An 18,479-nucleotide genomic window follows, 5' to 3' on the forward strand; every position below is an offset into this window, starting at 1 on the left:
GATGTTGACCAGCGGCACGCCGTTGGCCGCGTTGAGCACGGTGGGGCGCTGGGAGCCCGGGGCTGCGGGGTCGGCGGCGATCTGGGCCTGGGCGGGCCACAGCAGCGCGCAGCCAGCGGCCAGCAGCAGGGTGCGCAAGCGCTGCGAACCTGTGGCGCTGGCCGGGCCTGCTCCACTGGCTGACGGGCTGGTGTGCGAAGACGCGGTTTCGCTCACAGCCATCAGCTGCCCGCGCGCGGCGTTGAAGACAATGCGGTGGTGGTTGCGGTTCATGGAGATTCCCTGGGAGTTGTTGTGGGTGGCGGTGGGCTCAGAAGCCCGTGGCGAGCCAGAAGCCCAGCGTGGCGTTGGCGGTGCGGAATCCGTCAGGCCTGCGCAGTGGCCAGCCGGCAAACAGTTCGCCCTGCACGCCACCAGCGCTGCCGCGCAGACCGACCACCGCACCGGTCAGCCGTGTGCCCACGAGTCGCTGCGCGCTGGGGCCGCGCACCTGGCCGTGGTCCAGCCCGGCGAAGACCGATGCGCCGCTCTCGCCCAGAGGGGTCGCGAGTTCGTTGCGCCAGAACCAGCCGCTGTCAGCGCTCAGGCTGGATTCACCGTCGAACCCGCGCACGGTGTGGCGCCCACCGATGGCGAAGCGCTCTTGCGGCGCCAGCGGTGTGCGGTGGGTCTGGGCGCGCCACTGGCCGCTGACCTGCCAGGGCTGCGCGCCGAGCTTGAAAGGCCATTGCCACTGGGCGTTGGCCTGCACGATGGCAAAGCGCGATGTGCCTTCGCCAAAGGCTTCTTCGGGCGCGCGCAACGAACCGAAGGCGCCGGTGCCGCGCCGGTAACTCAGGTTCAGGTCCAGCGTGCCCGGTCCCACGTAGGCGCGGTGGCCCACGCCCAGTTGCCAGCCGCCCACGCGGCGGCGCTGCACTTCCACCTCGGTGTCGTCGATGAAATTGCGCGACTGCCGCGCGAACGCCTTGACGTGCAGCGTGGTTTTGCTCGTGGCGTTGCGGTGCGCCAGGTATGAGAGCGTGACTTCTTGCGAGCCGGTGGTGCCGCGGTAGGTGTAGTCCAGCGCGTCGCCTGCCACGGTCTGGTGGTAGCGGTGCCGGCTGACATCGACCGCCAGCAAAGCCCGGCCCCAGGGCAGCGAGTAGTGCCACGAGCTGCCGCTGGTGCCCCGCGCGCCGGGGTCGCCGCCGCCCAGGCTGTCTTGCAGGCCCACGTAAAACAGATCGTTGAGGTTGAGCGGGTTGTCCAGGCTCAGCGTGGCGCTGCCCTGGTAGCGCCCCGTGCTGCGCGAGCCGCCGTCGTCCACACCGAGCTGCACCCGCACGGGCTGGCCAGGGGTCCAGTCGATCACCAGGTCGCTCAGGCCGGGTTCGTTGGCCGGCACGATCTGGATGTCGATCTCAACGCCGGGCACGCGCTTGAAGTTCTCCAGCGCCTGCTCGATGTCGCGCAGGTTGAGCAGGTCGCCCGGTTGGGTCGGCAGGGCCAGGCGGACGGATGCATGACGCTGCGCAGGCTTCGCAAAACGCACCTGCCGGATGCGCCCTGGCACCACGGCGAGCACCAGGTGGCCTTGCTTCAGGTCTTGTGGCTCCACCATCACCCGGCTGGTGACGAAGCCGCGTGCAACCACCGCTTGCTGCGCGCGCTGAACCAGCACACCCACACCCGCTGCACCCAGGCAGCGGCGCAACGGGCCGTCCAGACCATCAGGGGCGGTGAGTGCGTCCAGCACCCAGGCGAACTGGCTGGCTGCTTCGCCACGCAACTCGATTTGCTCGATCACGAAGCAGGGCGACTCTTCCGGTGGCAAACGCGGTATGGGCTTGGCCTCGGGGGTGTCCACCCTGGCTTCGCGTTCGGGGACGGCTTGCTCGCGCAGCCATGCGTCGCGTTCCTCGGCGCGGCGCTGCTCGGCGGCGCTTTGCGTTGTGTCGCGGGCAGTCTGGCCCGCTGCGGGCCAAGACCACAAGGCGACCATGAGCAGCGTCACCATGGCCATGCGGTGGCACGGCCCGGGGGCCTGTCTGCGGTTCATTTTTCCTCGCCTGAATACTTTTGGGTGATCAATTCGAAACACCGCGCATTCTGGCGAGAGCTTTCGTATATGAATACCTAAGTGTTGTATTCGGGTCGAAGAGAGGTCGAACAGGGGAGGAAAGGCGTGAAAAAGTAGCCAGCCGGCACGCACGTTCAAGGTAGCCACGCAGGCTGACAAAATGCTGGCTTCGGCCTCACACCCGGCCGGGCTGACCCACCCGAGCGCGGTATCTCCTGCACCACACCATGACCCACCTCCCCTTTGAAGGCCTGCGCGTTGTCGAATTCACCCACATGGTCATGGGACCCACCTGCGGCATGGTGCTGGCCGATCTGGGTGCCGAGGTCATCAAGGTGGAGCCGCCTGCGGGCGACAACACGCGCCGCCTGCTGGGTGCGGGCGCGGGCTTCTACCCGCTGTTCAACCGCAACAAGAAAAGCCTGGTGCTGGATCTGCAAACGCCCGACGGCAAGGAGGCCGTGCTCAAGCTGATCGCCACCGCCGACGTGGTGAGCGAAAACTTCAAGCCCGAGACCATGAAGAAACTGGGCCTGGATTACCAGAGCCTCAAGACGCTGAACCCGCGCCTGATCCACGTGAGCCACAAGGGTTTTCTGCCTGGGCCATACGACCACCGCACCGCACTCGACGAGGTGGTGCAGATGATGGGCGGCCTGGCCTACATGACCGGGCGCCCCGGCGATCCGCTGCGTGCAGGCTCGTCGGTGAACGACATCATGGGTGGCCTGTTCGGTGCCATCGGTGTCATGGCCGCGCTGAGCGCACGCGAAAAAACCGGTGTGGGTGGCGAGGTGCAGAGCGCGCTGTTCGAGAACAACATCTTCCTCGTGGCGCAGCACATGATGCAGTTCGCCGTGACCGGCAAACCTGCTGCGCCCATGCCCGAGCGCATCTCGCCCTGGGGCATCTACGACGTGTTCCGCGTGAAGGACGGCGAGCAGATTTTTCTGGCCGTGGTGAGCGACACGCAATGGGCCATCTTCTGCCAGGCCATGGCCCTGACCGACTTTGAGGCCGACGAGCGACTGCACACCAACAACGGCCGCGTGCGCGCACGCGACTGGCTCGTCCCGCAACTGCGCGCGCGCCTGGCCGAGCACAGTGCGGCCGAACTGGCGGCGCTGTTCGAGCGCCACGGCCTGCCGTTCGCACCCATCACCCAACCCCATGAGTTGCTGGACGACCCGCACTTGCTGGCCACTGGTGGCCTCGCGCCCATCACCCTGCCCGACGGTCTGCGCGCCGGCCAGACCGCGCAGACCGTGCTGCTGCCGCTCGCGCTCGATGGCGAGCGCCTGGGCGTGCGCCACAGCCCGCCCCAGTTGGGCGAACACAGCGCCGAGCTGCTGGCCGAGCTGGGGTATTCGGGCGACGAAGCCGCCCGCCTGAGCCAGATCGTGACGAAAGCTGCCTGAGAAGTCATCAATTCAGGCGTTTTCGTGATTGATTCATAACGAGTCGTGGGGTAATCTGCCCCGGTGGACAAACTCAAACAACTCGAAACCTACGCATCGGTCGCCACGCGCGGCAGCCTGACCGCCGCCGCCAAAGCCGAAGGGGTGGCCCCGGCCATCATCGGCCGCCGGCTGGACGCGCTCGAAGCCCGGCTCGGCGTGAAGCTCATGGTGCGCACCACGCGGCGCATCACCCTCACCCACGAAGGCAGCGCCTTCCTCGAAGACTGCCACCGCCTGCTCACCGACCTGGCCAACGCCGAAGCCAGCGTGAGTGCCGGCGGTGTGAAGGCCAGCGGGCACCTGCGCATCACCGCACCGGCTGGTTTTGGCCGCCGCCACGTGGCGCCGCTGGTGCCGCACTTTCGCGAGCTGCATCCCGAAGTGACGATCTCGCTCAACCTGAGCGACCGCGTGGTCGACGTGGCCGGTGAAGGCTACGACTGCGCGGTGCGTGTGGGCGACCTGCCCGACTCCTCGCTGGTGAGCGTGCGCCTGGCCGAAAACCGCCGCCTCTGCGTGGCCACGCCGCGTTATCTGCAGCACCACGGCAAGCCACAAACCCCGGCCGACCTGGTGCGCTTTGACTGCCTCACGCTCTCCAGCGACGCCTCACAAACCCGCGGCTGGGCGTTTGCCGTGCCGGGCGAAGCCGGCGAGACCACCATCACCCACCTGCGCCCCGGCGGCCCGCTGGACTGCACCGATGGCCAGGTGTTGCACGAATGGTGTCTGGCCGGTTACGGCATCGCCTGGCGCAGCACCTGGGAGGTGGAGGCCGACATCGCGGCCGGCCGATTGGTCAGCGTGCTCGACGACTTCGCCGCGCCACCCAACGGCATCTTCGCGCTGTTCCCGCAGCGCAAACACCTGGCGCTGCGCGTGCGCCTGTGGATCGATTTCCTCAAACACGAGTACGCGCGGCCAGCATTCTGGAAGAACTGAAGTTGCGCGGGTCACCCGACAGGGATGGCAAGGCTCCGTCAGGTCGACGGCGCGATTGGCGGTGGGACGCGCGCACCGATCATGAATTCGTCCATCAAGTGCTGGACGATGTCTGCCTGCAAGGCATCTTTCGACTTCTTGAGCGGGTCTCGCGTGCGGCTGGTGGACAGCGTGCGTTTGAGCTTGACGAACGCAGCCGGTGACACCGTGTTCATGCGGGCCATCGCGCCATTGCTGGCCACCACCACCTGAGAGAATCGCTCCGCGCTCAGCATGCGCGAGCCACTGCTCACCTGCACGGCCCAAAGATCTTCGTCCTTGTGGCTCATTCGAAGCGGGTGCGGGTCTTCGTCTTTGGCGTCGCGGCGGATCACGTCCACTTCGAAGCCCTGCGCGTTCACGGCGGTCTGCAACTGATCAGGCCGAATCTCAAAGGTCTTGTCGGCTTTGCGCAGGATGTCGATGAACGACATGTCCGCTTCCTCCAGCCGAGAAAAGAAGGTCACCCGCTGGCGGGTATCGAACAACACGTCCACGTCTTGCGTGGCCAGGGCCTGAGGCGCAATGCGCACACCCGCCGCGGCCTCGAACGCATAGAGCGCATGGGTGCCCACCGTGAGCAGGTGGGGCGAGAGCCCGTAGTGCTCGAACCGCTGCAGGACGGCCACCAGGATGGCCGGGCAGCGACCCACACGCAGCGCGCGGTTCAGGCGCTCGTGGCGCGCAACGGTGTCTTTCAGGTCTGCAAGTCGGCTTTCCAGCTGGTGCTTGCGTTCGGTGAATCGCGCGTGCATGGCCTCGGTGTCGGGTGTGCGCAGGCCCAGGCGGGTCTGTCGCGCGGCGGTGTTGGCGCGCACCAGGTAGGTGCGGCCGCGGTCCTCGCGCCAGAACATGGACCCCCGCACTTCGCTGGCCGCCCGGCGTGCCTGCTCCATTGCGCTGAAGCTGGATTCGGCGTCGATGGTCTGTCGCAGCTGGTCTTCGGTGAGGGGGATGAAATCCACGGTGTGATTGTTTCGCACAAGTTTTTCAAGAAAGTTGATTTTCTTGTGCGAAGCAATCACGGTCAAGGCATTTGTGACCTCGCGCTTTGCGGCACCCCGCGCAACGACAACCACGCAAACACCGCCCCCACCAGCGCACCCGCCACCACATCCAGAAACACATGCTGGCGGATCGCCAGGGTGGACCACACGATCACGGCGCACTGCAGCACGCTGAGCCAGCGCAGCAGCGCGGGCGCGCCGATCTGCGCCAGGATGCGGTGCAGCCAGAAAGCCGCGTACACGGCGGAGGCCACGTGCAGCGAGGGGCAGGCGTTGCCCGCGGCGTCCACGCTTTTCATGAAGGCCAGTTGCGGGTGCTGCGACCAGTCGATGTCCTGCACCGGCGTTTGCGTGGGGTACACCCAGAACAGCAGCAGACAGAAACTGCACAGCGCCGCTGTCCAGAGGCCCTGCACGATGAGCGTGCGCAGGTTGGGCATGAGGGCCGCGGGCAGCGACACGTAGACCCAGAGCGACACATAGGCCGCAAAGCCCGCCGGGGTGAAGGGCACCCAGTCGTCGATGGCGAGCGTGGGCATCATGAAGGGCTCGCGCAGCGGGTGGTGCTGCACCCAGAAGTAGGTCTGGAAGAACAGCACCATGAAGGCCATGGTGCCGAAGGCCTTGAGATACCAGAGCGCGGTGAAGCGGGAGAGCAGGCGGCGGGGCCAGGCGCGATCGGTGGGTGGTGTCATGGGCGAGGTGGAATTGGCGACCGGTGGCAGCGCCGGCCGACTGTACGTCAAACGTGTGAAATGTCCCCAAGGTGCTGTCGGGTACTTTGTATAATTCGCGGCCCTGCGACCCCGGCAGCGGCGCATGGCTGCCCAAGGCCACCCAGAACAACAATATGGTCCTCGCTTCGGAGCAGCTCCCCTGTGTTTTTTCCCGTGTCGTGGCCTGAGCCCAGGTCCTTGCGTGCCGGTCTTCCTGTTGTCTTCCTCCCATGAACTCCGCCGAACTGATCCGCAACTTTCTGACCGAGCGACTGGGCGTTGAGCCCCACCAGATCCAGCCCGAGGCCTTGCTGGCCGACCTGGGCGTGGACTCGCTGATGCTGGCCGAGCTGATGTTTGAAGCCGAAGACCGTTTCGGTATCGAGATCCCGTCCGACCTGGCGCCGCCGCGCACGGTGGCCGACATGCAGGTGGCCATCGACGCACTGATTCCCCTGAAGACCGACTGAGCCATGCAGGCGCGCCGTGTAGCCATCACCGGCATCGGTCTGATCAGCCCCTGGGGCGGGGACCTGGGTGATTTTTTCGAACGCCTGCTCGCTGGCGAGTCGGGCGTGCGCCACCTGCTCACCGACGATCTGCCGCGTCCGCTGTCCACACCGTTTGTGAGCTGCCAGGGCTTCGAGCCCGAGGTGGTGCTGGGCAAACCGCTGGCCATGATGATGGAGCGCTTCGCGCAACTCGGCACCGCCGCAGCCTTCCAGGCCTGGGCCCACGCGGGCCTGCCGCGCCAGCCCGAGGCCGCCGACGCCGCAGAGCGCGACACCTGGGGCTGCATCTGGGGCACCGCGCTGGGCGGCCTGTCGGCGCACGAGCGCGGCAGCCGCGAGATGTGGCAGAAAGGGCGCGAGCGCCTGTCGCCGCTGTCGGTGGTGCAGGGCATGAACAACGCGGTCAACGCACACATCTCCATCCAGCTCGGCCTGGGCGGCGTGAGCAGCAGCCACACCGCCGCTTGCGCGTCGTCGGGCATCGCGATTGGCGAGGCGTTCCGGCGCGTGCGCAGCGGCGACGCCGACGTGATGCTCACCGGCGGCTCCGATGTCTGCCAGTCGTACGGCGTGGTGCGCGCGTGGGAAGCCATGCGTGTCATGGCGTCGGGCGACGCACAGACCGCGCCTTCGGCCTGCCGGCCGTTCGCGGCCGACCGCGCGGGCCTGGTGCTGGGCGAAGGCGGTGCCGCGCTGGTGCTGGAAGCCTGGGACCACGCGCTGGCCCGCGGCGCCACCATCCACGGCGAAATCGTGGGCTTCGGTGCCAGCTGCGACCGCAGCCACCTCGTGCGCCCGAGCAGCGCGGGGCAGGTGCGCGCGCTGCGCGCCGCGCTGGCCGACGGGGGCCTGGCACCATCGGACATTGGCTACGTGAACGCCCACGGCACCGCCACCGCCGAGGGCGACCCGGTGGAGATCGCAGCGCTGCGCGAGGTGTTTGGCAACAGTGCCAGCCGCCTGCCCGTGAGCGCCACCAAATCCATGCACGGCCACCTGCTGGGCGCCTCGGGCGCCATCGAGGCGGTGGTGACTGCCCTGGCCCTGCGCGAGCAGGCCGTGCCGCCCACGGCCCACCTCGCCGGGCGCATCGACCCCGCCTGCGAAGGGGTCGACCACATCCTCCAGGGCCGGCGCCGGGTACCGTTGCAGGCGGCCCTGTCCAACTCGTTTGCCTTCGGCGGCAGCAACGCCGTGCTGGCCCTGCGCGCACCGCCGCGCTGAACCCCGACGCCTCGAATGAACCCCATGACCGAACCTTCTTCTTCTGCCTCCCCCGCCACCGTCGAAGCCCTCTGGCCCGAGGTGGTCGCCCTGATCATTGAAGCGCTCAACATGGAACTGACCCTGGCCGATGTGGACCCCGACGGCCCGCTGTACGGCGACGGCATGGGGCTGGACTCCATCGACATGCTGGAAATCTCGCTCGTGATCTCCAAGCGCTACGGTTTCCAGATGCGCTCGGACAACGAAGACAACGAGAAGATCTTCTCGACGCCGCGCGCCCTCTCAGTCCACATCGCCAGCCAGCGCACGCAGTGAAAAGCCCGACCGCATGACCGCCCTCTCGGTGCTGCGCAACCTCGGTGTGCTGCTGCTCATGGCGGCCTGGGTGGTGGCCGCCCACGTGGGCAGCACCGGCTGGGGCAACGCCGACCTCAACGCCGTGGTGGCCGTGTTGCCGATCGCCGTGGCCGCGCTCATGGCCTTGTGGCGCTGGCCGCAGTGGGCCGTGCGTGTGCCCGGTGTGCTGGCCTTGGTGGCGCTGGTGGCCTGGCTCTGGCCGCAGTTGCGCCACAACGTGCCGCTGCTCTATTACCTGCAGCACCTGGGCATCCACGTGGCGCTGGGCGTGTTGTTCGGCAAGTCGTTGCTCGGCCCGGGCGATGCCCTCATCACCCGCATGGCGCGGCGCATCTTTGCCCACGAGTTGTCCGAACGCAAGGTGCGCTACACGCGCAACGTCACGCTGGCCTGGACGCTGTTCTTCTTCGTCAACGCACTCGTCTCCACCGGGCTGTTCATCTGGGCGCCCGCGGCCGTGTGGTCGGTGCACGCCAACGTGCTCACCGGGCCGCTGATCGCTGTGATGTTCGTGGTGGAACACGCGTGGCGCCTGTGTGTGCTGCCGCCGCACGAACGCCCCGGCCTGGCCGACGTCGTGCGGGCTTACCGGCGCGAATCGGCGCAGCGCAGCGCGGGCCCCACAGCACGATGAGCACGTCGCCGCTGATCAGCGACCGTGGGCTCGACGACACGTTCGCCTGGCGCGCCAGCGGCCCGGTGAGCGTGCGCGACTTCCTGGCCGACGCACACGCGCTCGCCGCGCAGTTGCCCGCTGGCGGCTGGCAGCTCAACCTGTGCGAGGACCGTTACCACTTCGCGGTCGGCTTCGTGGCCGGGCTGCTCGCCGGCAAGGTCAGCCTTCAGCCCTCGTCGCAGTCGCCCGAGACCTTGCAGCGCCTCGCCGCCGACCACCCCGGCACCCACTGGCTGGCCGACAAGCCCGTGGAGTGGCCGGGCCTGAGCGGCACGTTGTTTCCCGACCTCGCCGCGTTGAGCCGCCCCGCCGTGCACGCCATGCCGCAGATCGACGACGCGCAGACCGTGGCCATCCTGTTCACCTCGGGCTCCACCGGTCTGCCGCAGCCGCACCGCAAGACCTGGGGCAAGCTGGTGCTCAACGGCCGCGCCGAAGCGGCGGCGCTGGGCCTGCTGCAGCGCCCGATGTCCATCGTCGGCACCGTGCCCACGCAGCACAGCTACGGCTTCGAGTCCACCTTGCTCGTGGCGCTGCACGGAGGCTGCCAGTTCGCCGCCGCCAAGCCGTTTTACCCGCAGGACATCGTGGCCGCGCTGCAAGCCGTGCCGCGCCCGCGCATGCTGGTGACCACACCGTTCCACCTCTCCGCCCTGCTTGGGTCGGAGCTGCCGGTGCCGCCGCTGGATCTGGTGCTCTCGGCCACCGCGCCGCTCAGCCCCGACCTCGCGCGCCGCGCCGAAGCACGCTGCGGCGCGCCGGTGCACGAGATCTACGGCTCCACCGAATCGTCCGCGCTGGCCAGCCGGCGCACGCTCGACGGCGCGGCCTGGCACCCGCTGCACGCGGTGCGGCTCGAGCATGTTGGTGACACCACTTGGGCCAGCGGCGGCCATGTGGAAGGCCGGGTGCCGCTGGCCGATGTGATCGAGTCCTGCGCCGACGGCACGTTTTTGCTGCACGGCCGCCACGCCGACCTGGTGAACATCGCGGGCAAACGCACCTCGCTGGCTTACCTCAACCACCAGATCGGCGCCTTGCCCGGTGTGGTGGACGCCGCCTTTTTCCTGCCCGACGACGCGGACGCCGCCGATGGCGTGACGCGCCTGGCCGCCTTTGTGGTCGCGCCCTCCAGCGATGCGCGCGAGATCATGGCCGGCCTGCGCCAGCGGCTGGACGCGATCTTTCTGCCGCGCCCGCTGGTGCTGGTCGACGCGCTGCCGCGCAACACCACCGGCAAGCTCACGCGTCAGGCACTGCAGGCGCTGTACGCCGAGAAAGTGGTGCATGGACACGGCTGAGTTCGTCTGGGCCGTGCCGCCCGACCACCCGGCCTTCGCCGGCCATTTTCCGGGCCGCCCCATCGTGCCCGGCGTGGTGCTGCTGGACCAGGCGCTGCTGTTCGCAGCGCAGATGCGCGGTGAGGCGGGCCGGGGCGGTTGGCAGGTCGCGCAGGCCAAGTTTTTTGTGCCGGTCGGCCCGGGCCAGACCTTGCGCTTCGCCCTGCAGACCACACCGCGCGGCACCGTGGCCGTCAGCGTGAGCTGCGAGGGCGTCGAGGTGGCCACAGGCAGCCTCGTGCCGCCAGCGCCATGACGGGCGGCCCCACGCCCGACTGGATGCAGCAGAAGGAGCGCAGCCACCTGGGCCTGCTGCGTTTGATGGTGTGGATTTCGCTGCGCCTGGGGCGCCCGGTCGGGCGGCTGGTGTTGCGCGGCATCGCGCTGTACTTCGTGTTGTTCTCGCCCAAGGCGCGGCGCACCGGGCGCGCTTACCTCACGCGTGCGCTGGGCCGCGCGCCCACCTGGCGCGACGGTTACCGCCACGTGTTGACCTTTGCGAGCACCGTGCACGACCGCATCTACCTGCTCAACGACCGCTTCGATTTGTTCAACATCCGCATCACCGGGCACGACGCGGTGCAGCAGGCGCTGGATCGCCAGCCCGGGGCCTTTCTGGTGGGCGCGCACCTCGGCAGTTTCGAGGTGTTGCGCGCCATGGCCCACCAGCACGCGCGCACGCCGGTGGCCATGCTCATGTTCGAAGACAACGCGCGCAAGATCAACGCCATCCTGCACGCCATCAACCCGCGAGCCCAGCAGGACGTGGTGGCGCTGGGCCACCCCGACTCGATGCTGCGCGCGCGCGACAAGCTCGACGCGGGCTTTCTGGTGGGTATGTTGGCCGACCGGTCGCTCGCGAACGACGCCACGGCAGAATGCATGTTCCTCGGCGCACCAGCGCGGTTTCCGCTCGGGCCCTGGCGCATGGCGGCCATGCTGCGCCGGCCGGTGTTTTTCATGTCGGGCGTGTACCTGGGTGGCAACCGCTACGAACTGCACTTCGAGCTGCTGGCCGACTTCTCCACCACCGACCGCAGCAACCGCGAAGCCGCGATGGCGCAGGCCATGCAGGCCTACGCCGACCGGCTCGGCGAGCTGTGCCGCCGAGCCCCGTACAACTGGTTCAATTTTTTCGATTTCTGGCACCGCACATGATCCGACGACTTCTCACGGGCCTCGTGCTCGGCAGCTTCAGCGTGTTGGCCCACGCCGCGTTCGACATCGGCCAGCTCATGACCGAGCTGGCCAGCAACCCGGGCGGGCGGGCCACGTTCGTCGAGAAACGCCACCTGGCCCTGCTCGACAAGCCGCTGGTGGCCACCGGCGAGATGACCTACACCGCGCCCGACCGGCTGGAGAAACGCACGCTCACGCCCAAGGCCGAGACCATGGTGCTCGACAAGGACACGCTGAGCCTGGAGCGCGACCGCCGCAAGATGCAGATCCAGCTCAGCCAGCGGCCCGAGGTGGCGGCTTTTGTGGAGAGCATCCGCAGCACGCTGCAGGGCAACCGCGCGTCGCTGGAGCGCAACTACACACTGCTGCTCGCCGGCCACAAAGACGCCTGGGTGCTGACCCTGGTGCCGACCGAACAACGCATCGCCTCGCTGCTGCAGCGCATCACGCTCAGCGGTGTGCGCGAGCAGGTGCTGGTGATTGAGTACCTGCAGGCCGACGGCGACCGCACGGAGATGACGATCGAGCCGGTGCGTACTCCATGAGCCGTGGTGTGTGGCGTGCGCTGCTGATCTGGTTGGTGGCGATGGCACTCGGTGTGGTGCTGCTGTTGAACACGCGCTTCTCGGCCGACGTGTCTTTCTTCCTGCCCTCCAAACCCACCGCCGAACAAGCGGTGATGGTCGACCAGCTGCGCGAAGGGGCGGTGTCGCGCCTGCTCATGGTGGCCATCGCCGGTGGCGATGCGGGTCAGCGCGCCGAGGCCTCGCGCGCGCTGCGCGCTTCGCTGGCGGGCAACGCGGCGTTTGCCACGGTGCAGAACGGTGAAGCCGAAGCGATGGACACCACGCGCGACTTTCTGCTGGCGCACCGCTACCTGCTGAGCACCGCGGTGACACCCGAGCGCTTCAGCGTGGACGGTTTGAAGAGCGCGGTGAACAACAGCATCGACCTGCTCAGCTCGTCGGCCGGCTTGTTGTTCAAGCCCTACCTCGCGCGCGACCCCACGGGTGAGCTGGTCGAGCTGGTGTCCAGCCTGGGCGGCGGGGTGCAGCCCAACGAGGTTGAAGGCGTCTGGGCCTCGCGCGACGGCGAGCGCGCCATGCTGCTGGTGCAGACGCACGCGCTGGGCTCCGACACCGACGGCCAGTCCGCCGCCATCGACCGGATCCGCGAGGGTTTTGCCCGGGCCGTGCAGCAGCCGGGCCTGACGGGCTTGACGATGGAGATGTCGGGCCCCGGGCTGTTTGCGGTGCGCGCGCGCGCCACCATCCAGCAAGAGGTGACGCGCCTGTCGGTCATGAGCACCGTGATCCTCGCGGTGCTGCTGGGTTTTGTGTACCGCCGTGCGCGCCTGCTGTTGCTCACGCTGGTGCCGGTGCTCAGCGGCACGCTGGCCGCCATCGTCACCGTGGGCCTGGTGCACGGCACCGTGTTCGGCATCACCGTGGGCTTTGGCGCCGCGCTGATTGGTGAAGCGGTCGACTACGCCATTTATTACTTCGTGCAGTCCGGGCGCATGGGCGCCAGCTCGTGGCGCGAGCAGTACTGGCCCACCATCCGCCTGGGCGTGCTCACCTCGGTGCTGGGCTTTGGCGCGCTGCTGTTCTCGGGCTTCCCCGGTCTGGCCCAGCTCGGTCTGTACGCCATCAGCGGCGTGATCACGGCCGCACTGGTCACGCGCTATGTGTTGCCGCACCTCGCGGGCCCCGGCGTGCACTTGACCGATGGCGCGCGCCAGGGCCGCGTTTTACGCCCGCTGGTGGCGCACGCCGGTGTGCTGCGCTGGCCCCTGCTGGCGCTGGTGCTGGTGGCCGGCGTGTACCTGGCCCAGCACCGCAACGACCTGTGGTATCCCAACCTGTCGGCGCTCTCCACCGTGACCGAGGCCGAAGGTGAGCTCGACGCGCGCCTGCGCGGTGACCTCGGTGCGCCCGATGCGCGCTACATGGCGGTGATCACCGCGTCCGACCGCGAGAGCGCCCTGCAGGCCGCCGAGCGCGCGGGCGCGCAGCTGCGCCCGCTGGTGGACCAGGGACTCATTGGCGGCTTCGACACCCCGGCGCGTTTTCTGCCGAGCGAGGCCACGCAGAACGCGCGCCGCGCCAGCCTGCCGCCGCCCGACGCGCTCGCCGCGCGGCTGCGCGAGGCGCTGGTGGACGCCCCCCTGTCGGCCGACCGTTTGCAACCGTTTGTGGACGACGTGCAGGCCGCGCGCGGCTCGCGCAACCTCACGCGGCAAGACCTGGACGGCACCGGCCTGGGCCTGGCGGTAGACGCGCTGCTGCTGCAACGCGCCAGCGGCTGGAGCGTGCTGCTGCCGCTGCGCCCGGCGCCTGGCGCGGCGGGTGCCGACATCCCGGTGGACGCCGTGCGCGCCGCGCTGACCGGCAGCGGTGCGATCTTCATCGACCTCAAGGGCGAGTTCGACACGCTCTACGGCGAGTACATCGACGAGGCCATTGTGTTGTCGCTGCTGGGCTTTCTCGCCATCGTGGTGGCGCTGGGCTTCGTGCTGCGCAGCCCCGGGCGGCTGCTGGGCGTGATGCTGCCGCTGGTGATGGCGGTCATGGTGGTGGTGGCCGGCTTGCACTTCAGCGGTGTGCGCCTGCACCTGCTGCACCTCGTGGGTGTGTTGCTCACCGTGGCGGTGGGCTCCAACTACGCGCTGTTCTTCGACCGCATCTCGCTCGGCGAAACGCTGGACGACGAGACCCTGCTGTCCATCGGGGTGGCCAGTGCCACCACCGCCATCGGCTTCGGCGTGCTGGCCTTCTCGTCGGTGCCGGTGCTGCAGGCCATCGGCGTCACCGTGGGCCCGGGCGCGGTGCTCGCGCTGGTGTTGTCTGCGGCGTTTGCCGCGCGAAAGCCCGCACCGTGACGACCGCGCTGCGCACCGTGGGCACGCTGAGCGGTGCACCGCACCTGATCGTGATGCTGCCCGGCGCGGCGATGGCACCCGAGGCGATGTTCGACGCCGGCTTTGCCCAGGCCATCGCGCACCGCGGCCTGCCGCTGGACCTGCTGGCGGTCGATATCGGTGGCCTCGGCCTGGACGCGGTGCACACCTGGGACGCGCTGCAGAGCAGCGTGCTCACCCCGGCGCGCGAGCGCGGTGCGCGTGTGTGGCTCGGCGGCATTTCGCTCGGGGGTCTGGTCGCCATGGCCCACCTGGCCGCGCGCCCCGGCGTGGCCGACGGCCTGTGCCTGCTCGCGCCGTACCCGGGCAGCCGCCCGAGCGTGAACGTGGTGGAGCGCGCCGGTGGCGCTGACGCGTGGCAAGCCACCGAAGCCGACCTGCAAGATCCCGAGCTGCGCGTTTGGCGGTGGCTGCAGCGCCCGCCGCCCGGGTTGCCGGTGTTCATCGGCCACGGCACGGAAGACCGGTTTGCCGACCGCATCCAGCGCGTGGCCGAGCGCTTCCCCACCGCGTCGCGCCACACCGTGGCCGGTGGGCACGACTGGTCGGCCTGGTCGCCGCTGTGGGCGCGTTTCCTCGATGCCGGCCACTTTGTCCACTGACATGGCGCGCTGGACCCCGTCTCCTTTTTTGAGCGCCAGCGCCGCCGTGCACGGCGCGGCGGTGTTGGGCACGCTCGCCGTGCCCGCCGCCTGGCCCTGGGCGGCCGGGGCGCTGGTGGCCAACCACGCCTTGCTGGCTGGTGCCGGGCTGTGGCCCAGCTCGCACCTGCTCGGCCCCAACCTCACCCGCCTGCCCGAGGCCTCGGCGCAGCGGCGCGAGATCGCGCTCACCATCGACGACGGACCCGATCCCGAGGTGACGCCGCGTGTGCTCGATGTGCTCGACGCCGCGAACATCAAGGCCAGTTTTTTCTGCATTGGCCGCATCGCAGAGCAGCACCCCGCGCTGTGCCGCGCCATCGTGCAGCGCGGCCACCGCGTGGAGAACCACGGCTTTGTGCACAGCAACGCGTTCTCGCTGCTCGGCCCCGGCGCCATGCGGCGCGACATCGCACGCGCACAGGCCCTGCTGGCCGACATCACCGGCGAAGCGCCGCGCTTCTTTCGCGCCACCGCCGGCCTGCGCAACCCCTTTCTCGACCCGGTGCTGCACGGCCTGGGCCTGCAGCTCGCCACCTGGTCGCGCCGTGCCTTTGATACCCGCACCGGCGACCCCGAGCGCGTGCTGCAACGGCTCACCCGCCACCTCGGCGCAGGCGACATCGTGCTCATGCACGACGGCCACGCCGCGCGCACACTGGCCGGTGAACCGGTGATCCTCGCCGTGCTGCCACGGCTGCTGCAGACCATCAACGAGCGCCACCTGCAACCCGTCACGCTGACACAAGCCCTGTCACCATGAGTCGTCATTCCATTCAACGGCTGGTGCACGAAGCCAGCCAGACCTTCCGACCCAGCGGCCGTTTCGCCTACCACTACGCGCGCGGCAAGCTCGGTTACGACACCATCTTTCACGAGATGCTGCGCCGGGGTCTGCTGCCCGAAGGCGGGCCCGAGGGTGGGTGTTACCTCGACCTCGGTTGTGGCCAGGGCAGCCTGTTCGCCTGGTTGCTCGCCGCGCGCCGGCTGCACGACCAAGGCCAGTGGCCCGCTGGCTGGGCACCGCCGCCGCTGCCACGGCAACTGCGCGGTGTGGAGCTGATGCAGCGCGACGTGGACCGCGCCGCGCGCGCCTTCGGCCCACAACACCCGGTGGTGCGGGTGGAGCAGGGCGACATGAACACGGTGGACTTCGGCCAGCCCGACGCCATCCTGATCCTGGACGCGCTGCACTACTTCAGCCACGAGCAACAACGCACCGTGCTCGCGCGCATCCGCCAGGCGCTGCCGCCGGGTGGCGTGTTCCTCACCCGCGTGGGCGATGCCGGTGCCGGCCTCACCTACCGCATCTGCAACGGTGTCGACCGCCTGGTGACGTACACGCGCGGCCACCGCCTGCCGCGCCTGTACTGCCGCACGCTGGCCGACTGGGTGGCCGAGCTGCAGCGCCTGGGGTTTGTGGTGGAGACCGAGCCCATGAGCGGGCGCAAACCCTTTGCCAACGTGATGCTGGTGTGTCGGGTGCCGCACGGCGCGAAGCCGGGGGATGTGCCAGCATTTGAGACAATGCGCGACCCCGTTTTGAGCACCCCGACGTGAAGCCCCTGCTGCTCTCCGCCTACACCGCCACCACCTGCCTGGGTGTGGGGCTCGACGCCCACCGAACGGCCCTGCGCGAAGACCGCAGCGGCCTGCAGCCTTGCACCTTCGAGACCGTGGACCTGCCGACCTGGGTGGGCGAGGTGCCCGGGGTGGACGCGTACCCGCTGCCCGCCGCCCTGGCCGCGTTCGAGTGCCGCAACCACCGCCTGGCCCTGCTCGCGCTGCGGGCCGACGGGTTTGAAGACCGCGTGCGCGCCGCCGTGGCGCGCCATGGCGCGGGCCGTGTGGGCGTGTTCATGGGCACCAGCACCTCGGGCATTTTGCAGACCGAGCTGGCCTACCGCGAACGCGACGCGTCCACCGGCGCGCTGCCCGACGCCTTCAACTACGCGACCACGCACAACCCTTACGCCCTGGCCGAGCTGCTGCGCAAACACCTCGGCATCACCGGCATGGCCACCACCATTTCCACCGCGTGCTCGTCCAGCGCCAAGGTGTTTGCGGCCGCCGCGCGCCAGCTGGAGCTGGGCACCATCGACGCGGCGCTGGTGGGCGGTGTCGACTCGCTCTGCCTCACCACGCTCTACGGCTTCGCTTCGCTGGAACTCACCTCCAGCGACCCCTGCCGGCCTTGTGACGCGGGGCGCAACGGCATCTCCATCGGCGAGGGAGCGGCGTATGCGCTGCTGGAGCGTGCGGACACCGACACCACGTCCTTGTCCGCTGACGCCGTGTGGCTGCTCGGTGCGGGCGAGTCCAGCGACGCGTACCACATGTCCGCGCCGCACCCCGAGGGCCTGGGCGCACAAATGGCCATGCAGGCCGCGCTGCGCTCGGCATCTCTGAGCGCCGGCGACATCCACTACATCAACCTGCACGGCACCGCCACACCCGCCAACGACAGCGCCGAAGGCAAGGCCGTGGTGGCCGTGTTCGGCGAGGGCGTGCCGTGTTCGTCCACCAAGGGCGCCACCGGCCACACGCTGGGCGCGGCCGGCGCGGTGGAGGCCGTGTTGTGCGCGATCGCGCTGGTCGACGGCCTCATACCCGGCAGCCCCGGCACCCGCGCGCTCGACCCCGCGCTGCAGATGAACTACCAACTGCGCGGCGCGCCCGCCACGCTGCGCCACGCGCTCACCAACTCGTTTGGTTTTGGTGGCAGCAATTGCAGCCTTGTTCTGGGTCGCAGGTCATGAGCGCACCGCTCACCGCCTGGATCACCGGCATCGGCCTGATCGCCCCCGGCCTGCCCGACTGGCCAAGCGCCCGCGCCGTGCTGCGCGGCGAAGTGCCCTGGGTGTCGGCACCGTCGGTGCTGCCCGCGCCATCGATCCTGCCGCCGGCCGAGCGCCGCCGCGCCAGCCGCGTCATCAAACTCACGCTGGGCATCGGCCTGGAAGCCGCGGCCGGTGCCGACGTGTCCACCCTGGCCACCGTGTTCACGTCGTCGGGCTCCGACGGCCACAACTGCCACGCGCTGTGCGAACAGCTCGCCACCGACGACCGACACGTCTCGCCCACGCGCTTTCACAACTCGGTGCACAACGCGCCCGCCGGGTACTGGGGCATCGCCACCAAATCGATGGCGCCGTGCCAGGTCATGTGTGCCTTTGATGGCAGCTTTGGCGCCGGCCTCATCGACGCGCTGGGCCAGGTGGTGCTGGACCAGCAGGCCACGCTGCTGCTCGCCTACGACAGCGAATACCCCGAGCCCCTGCTCGCCAAACGCACGATGTCCGACTGCGCGGGCGTGGCGCTGCGGCGGGAGCCCGGGCACACCCCGCAAGCGCTCGCGCGCATCACCGTGCAGACCACCGCAGCGCCTGCGCTGCCACTGC

General features: G+C 69.2%; 18 protein-coding genes and 1 pseudogene. 15 read left to right on the forward strand and 4 right to left on the reverse strand.

Going from position 1 to position 18,479, the window contains the following annotated elements; genetic code table 11:
• A partial coding sequence (locus tag ACN4F8_RS19525) for an ESPR domain-containing protein (RefSeq protein WP_419475094.1) occupies positions 1–273 on the reverse strand: 273 nt, incomplete at its 3' end.
• A gap of 37 nt (positions 274–310) precedes the next feature.
• Complete coding sequence (locus ACN4F8_RS19530; RefSeq protein ID WP_419475095.1) at positions 311–2,041, reverse strand: ShlB/FhaC/HecB family hemolysin secretion/activation protein; 1,731 nt, start codon at positions 2,039–2,041, stop codon at positions 311–313.
• 248 nt (positions 2,042–2,289) lie between these two features.
• On the opposite strand from ACN4F8_RS19530, the gene ACN4F8_RS19535 reads away from it, so the two are divergent.
• Together ACN4F8_RS19535 and ACN4F8_RS19540 are read left to right on the forward strand one after the other, a co-directional pair.
• On the forward strand, positions 2,290–3,480 hold the full coding sequence (locus tag ACN4F8_RS19535) for a CaiB/BaiF CoA transferase family protein (protein ID WP_419475096.1): 1,191 nt from the start codon (positions 2,290–2,292) through the stop codon (positions 3,478–3,480).
• Positions 3,481–3,543: 63 nt separating this feature from the next.
• Positions 3,544–4,464: a LysR family transcriptional regulator gene (locus tag ACN4F8_RS19540; RefSeq protein WP_419475097.1), complete on the forward strand. Its 921-nt coding sequence runs from the start codon at positions 3,544–3,546 to the stop codon at positions 4,462–4,464.
• A gap of 38 nt (positions 4,465–4,502) precedes the next feature.
• Here the strand turns inward: ACN4F8_RS19540 and ACN4F8_RS19545 are convergent, their stop codons facing one another.
• The gene (locus tag ACN4F8_RS19545; protein WP_419475098.1) at positions 4,503–5,468 is read right to left on the reverse strand and encodes a GSU2403 family nucleotidyltransferase fold protein; all 966 of its coding nucleotides are present in this window, start codon (positions 5,466–5,468) and stop codon (positions 4,503–4,505) included.
• A 62-nt stretch (positions 5,469–5,530) separates the two neighbouring features.
• Positions 5,531–6,205 carry a phosphatase PAP2 family protein gene (locus ACN4F8_RS19550; protein ID WP_419475099.1) on the reverse strand — a complete coding sequence of 225 codons (675 nt, stop codon included), beginning with the start codon at positions 6,203–6,205 and terminating at the stop codon, positions 5,531–5,533.
• Between the two features lie 251 nt (positions 6,206–6,456).
• Here ACN4F8_RS19550 and ACN4F8_RS19555 point away from each other — a divergent pair, with 251 nt between their 5' ends.
• From ACN4F8_RS19555 to ACN4F8_RS19615, 13 genes and pseudogenes are all read left to right on the forward strand, one after another.
• Positions 6,457–6,696, forward strand: coding sequence for an acyl carrier protein (locus ACN4F8_RS19555; protein WP_419475100.1), 240 nt, complete (start codon positions 6,457–6,459; stop codon positions 6,694–6,696).
• A gap of 3 nt (positions 6,697–6,699) precedes the next feature.
• Positions 6,700–7,962, forward strand: coding sequence for a beta-ketoacyl-[acyl-carrier-protein] synthase family protein (locus ACN4F8_RS19560; protein WP_419475101.1), 1,263 nt, complete (start codon positions 6,700–6,702; stop codon positions 7,960–7,962).
• A gap of 24 nt (positions 7,963–7,986) precedes the next feature.
• Positions 7,987–8,280: a phosphopantetheine-binding protein gene (locus tag ACN4F8_RS19565; protein WP_419475102.1), complete on the forward strand. Its 294-nt coding sequence runs from the start codon at positions 7,987–7,989 to the stop codon at positions 8,278–8,280.
• 13 nt (positions 8,281–8,293) lie between these two features.
• Positions 8,294–8,956, forward strand: a complete 663-nt coding sequence (locus ACN4F8_RS19570) for a hypothetical protein (protein ID WP_419475103.1) — start codon at positions 8,294–8,296, stop codon at positions 8,954–8,956.
• A pseudogene (locus ACN4F8_RS19575) lies at positions 8,953–10,594 on the forward strand (AMP-binding protein). Before ACN4F8_RS19570 ends, ACN4F8_RS19575 begins: the two are co-directional and overlap by 4 nt.
• Positions 10,591–11,496, forward strand: a complete 906-nt coding sequence (locus tag ACN4F8_RS19580; RefSeq protein WP_419475104.1) for an acyl-CoA synthetase — start codon at positions 10,591–10,593, stop codon at positions 11,494–11,496. The pseudogene ACN4F8_RS19575 and the gene ACN4F8_RS19580 overlap by 4 nt, the downstream one beginning before the upstream one ends.
• Positions 11,493–12,062 (forward strand): LolA family protein, encoded by a 570-nt coding sequence (locus ACN4F8_RS19585; protein ID WP_419475105.1) that lies wholly within the window; start codon positions 11,493–11,495, stop codon positions 12,060–12,062. Before ACN4F8_RS19580 ends, ACN4F8_RS19585 begins: the two co-directional genes overlap by 4 nt.
• On the forward strand, positions 12,059–14,398 hold the full coding sequence (locus ACN4F8_RS19590) for an MMPL family transporter (RefSeq protein WP_419475106.1): 2,340 nt from the start codon (positions 12,059–12,061) through the stop codon (positions 14,396–14,398). The genes ACN4F8_RS19585 and ACN4F8_RS19590 overlap by 4 nt, the downstream gene beginning before the upstream one ends.
• Entirely contained in the window at positions 14,395–15,039 is a 645-nt protein-coding gene (locus ACN4F8_RS19595) for an alpha/beta hydrolase (RefSeq protein ID WP_419475107.1), read from the forward strand. The genes ACN4F8_RS19590 and ACN4F8_RS19595 overlap by 4 nt, the downstream gene beginning before the upstream one ends.
• Position 15,040: 1 nt before the next feature.
• Entirely contained in the window at positions 15,041–15,841 is an 801-nt protein-coding gene (locus tag ACN4F8_RS19600; RefSeq protein ID WP_419475108.1) for a polysaccharide deacetylase family protein, read from the forward strand.
• A complete protein-coding gene (locus tag ACN4F8_RS19605; RefSeq protein WP_419475109.1) occupies positions 15,838–16,638 on the forward strand; it encodes a methyltransferase domain-containing protein in 801 nt (266 codons plus the stop codon). Before ACN4F8_RS19600 ends, ACN4F8_RS19605 begins: the two co-directional genes overlap by 4 nt.
• A complete protein-coding gene (locus tag ACN4F8_RS19610; protein WP_419475110.1) occupies positions 16,635–17,837 on the forward strand; it encodes a beta-ketoacyl-[acyl-carrier-protein] synthase family protein in 1,203 nt (400 codons plus the stop codon). Before ACN4F8_RS19605 ends, ACN4F8_RS19610 begins: the two co-directional genes overlap by 4 nt.
• On the forward strand, positions 17,834–18,479 hold a 646-nt coding region (locus tag ACN4F8_RS19615), incomplete at its 3' end, for a beta-ketoacyl synthase chain length factor (protein ID WP_419475111.1). The genes ACN4F8_RS19610 and ACN4F8_RS19615, both read left to right, overlap by 4 nt.

This window comes from Hydrogenophaga sp. (genome assembly GCF_048549895.1).
Taxonomy (GTDB): domain Bacteria; phylum Pseudomonadota; class Gammaproteobacteria; order Burkholderiales; family Burkholderiaceae_C; genus Hydrogenophaga.

Bases quoted from the DNA above. Each gene is read 5' to 3' on its own strand.
- ACN4F8_RS19585 (WP_419475105.1), top strand. From the start codon at position 11,493: ATGATCCGACGACTTCTCACGGGCCTCGTGCTCGGCAGCTTCAGCGTG.
- ACN4F8_RS19600 (WP_419475108.1), top strand. From the start codon at position 15,041: ATGGCGCGCTGGACCCCGTCTCCTTTTTTGAGCGCCAGCGCCGCCGTG.
- ACN4F8_RS19570 (WP_419475103.1), top strand. From the start codon at position 8,294: ATGACCGCCCTCTCGGTGCTGCGCAACCTCGGTGTGCTGCTGCTCATG.
- ACN4F8_RS19530 (WP_419475095.1), bottom strand. From the start codon at position 2,041: ATGAACCGCAGACAGGCCCCCGGGCCGTGCCACCGCATGGCCATGGTG.
- ACN4F8_RS19590 (WP_419475106.1), top strand. From the start codon at position 12,059: ATGAGCCGTGGTGTGTGGCGTGCGCTGCTGATCTGGTTGGTGGCGATG.
- ACN4F8_RS19550 (WP_419475099.1), bottom strand. From the start codon at position 6,205: ATGACACCACCCACCGATCGCGCCTGGCCCCGCCGCCTGCTCTCCCGC.
- ACN4F8_RS19605 (WP_419475109.1), top strand. From the start codon at position 15,838: ATGAGTCGTCATTCCATTCAACGGCTGGTGCACGAAGCCAGCCAGACC.
- ACN4F8_RS19535 (WP_419475096.1), top strand. From the start codon at position 2,290: ATGACCCACCTCCCCTTTGAAGGCCTGCGCGTTGTCGAATTCACCCAC.
- ACN4F8_RS19555 (WP_419475100.1), top strand. From the start codon at position 6,457: ATGAACTCCGCCGAACTGATCCGCAACTTTCTGACCGAGCGACTGGGC.
- ACN4F8_RS19580 (WP_419475104.1), top strand. From the start codon at position 10,591: ATGACGGGCGGCCCCACGCCCGACTGGATGCAGCAGAAGGAGCGCAGC.
- ACN4F8_RS19565 (WP_419475102.1), top strand. From the start codon at position 7,987: ATGACCGAACCTTCTTCTTCTGCCTCCCCCGCCACCGTCGAAGCCCTC.
- ACN4F8_RS19560 (WP_419475101.1), top strand. From the start codon at position 6,700: ATGCAGGCGCGCCGTGTAGCCATCACCGGCATCGGTCTGATCAGCCCC.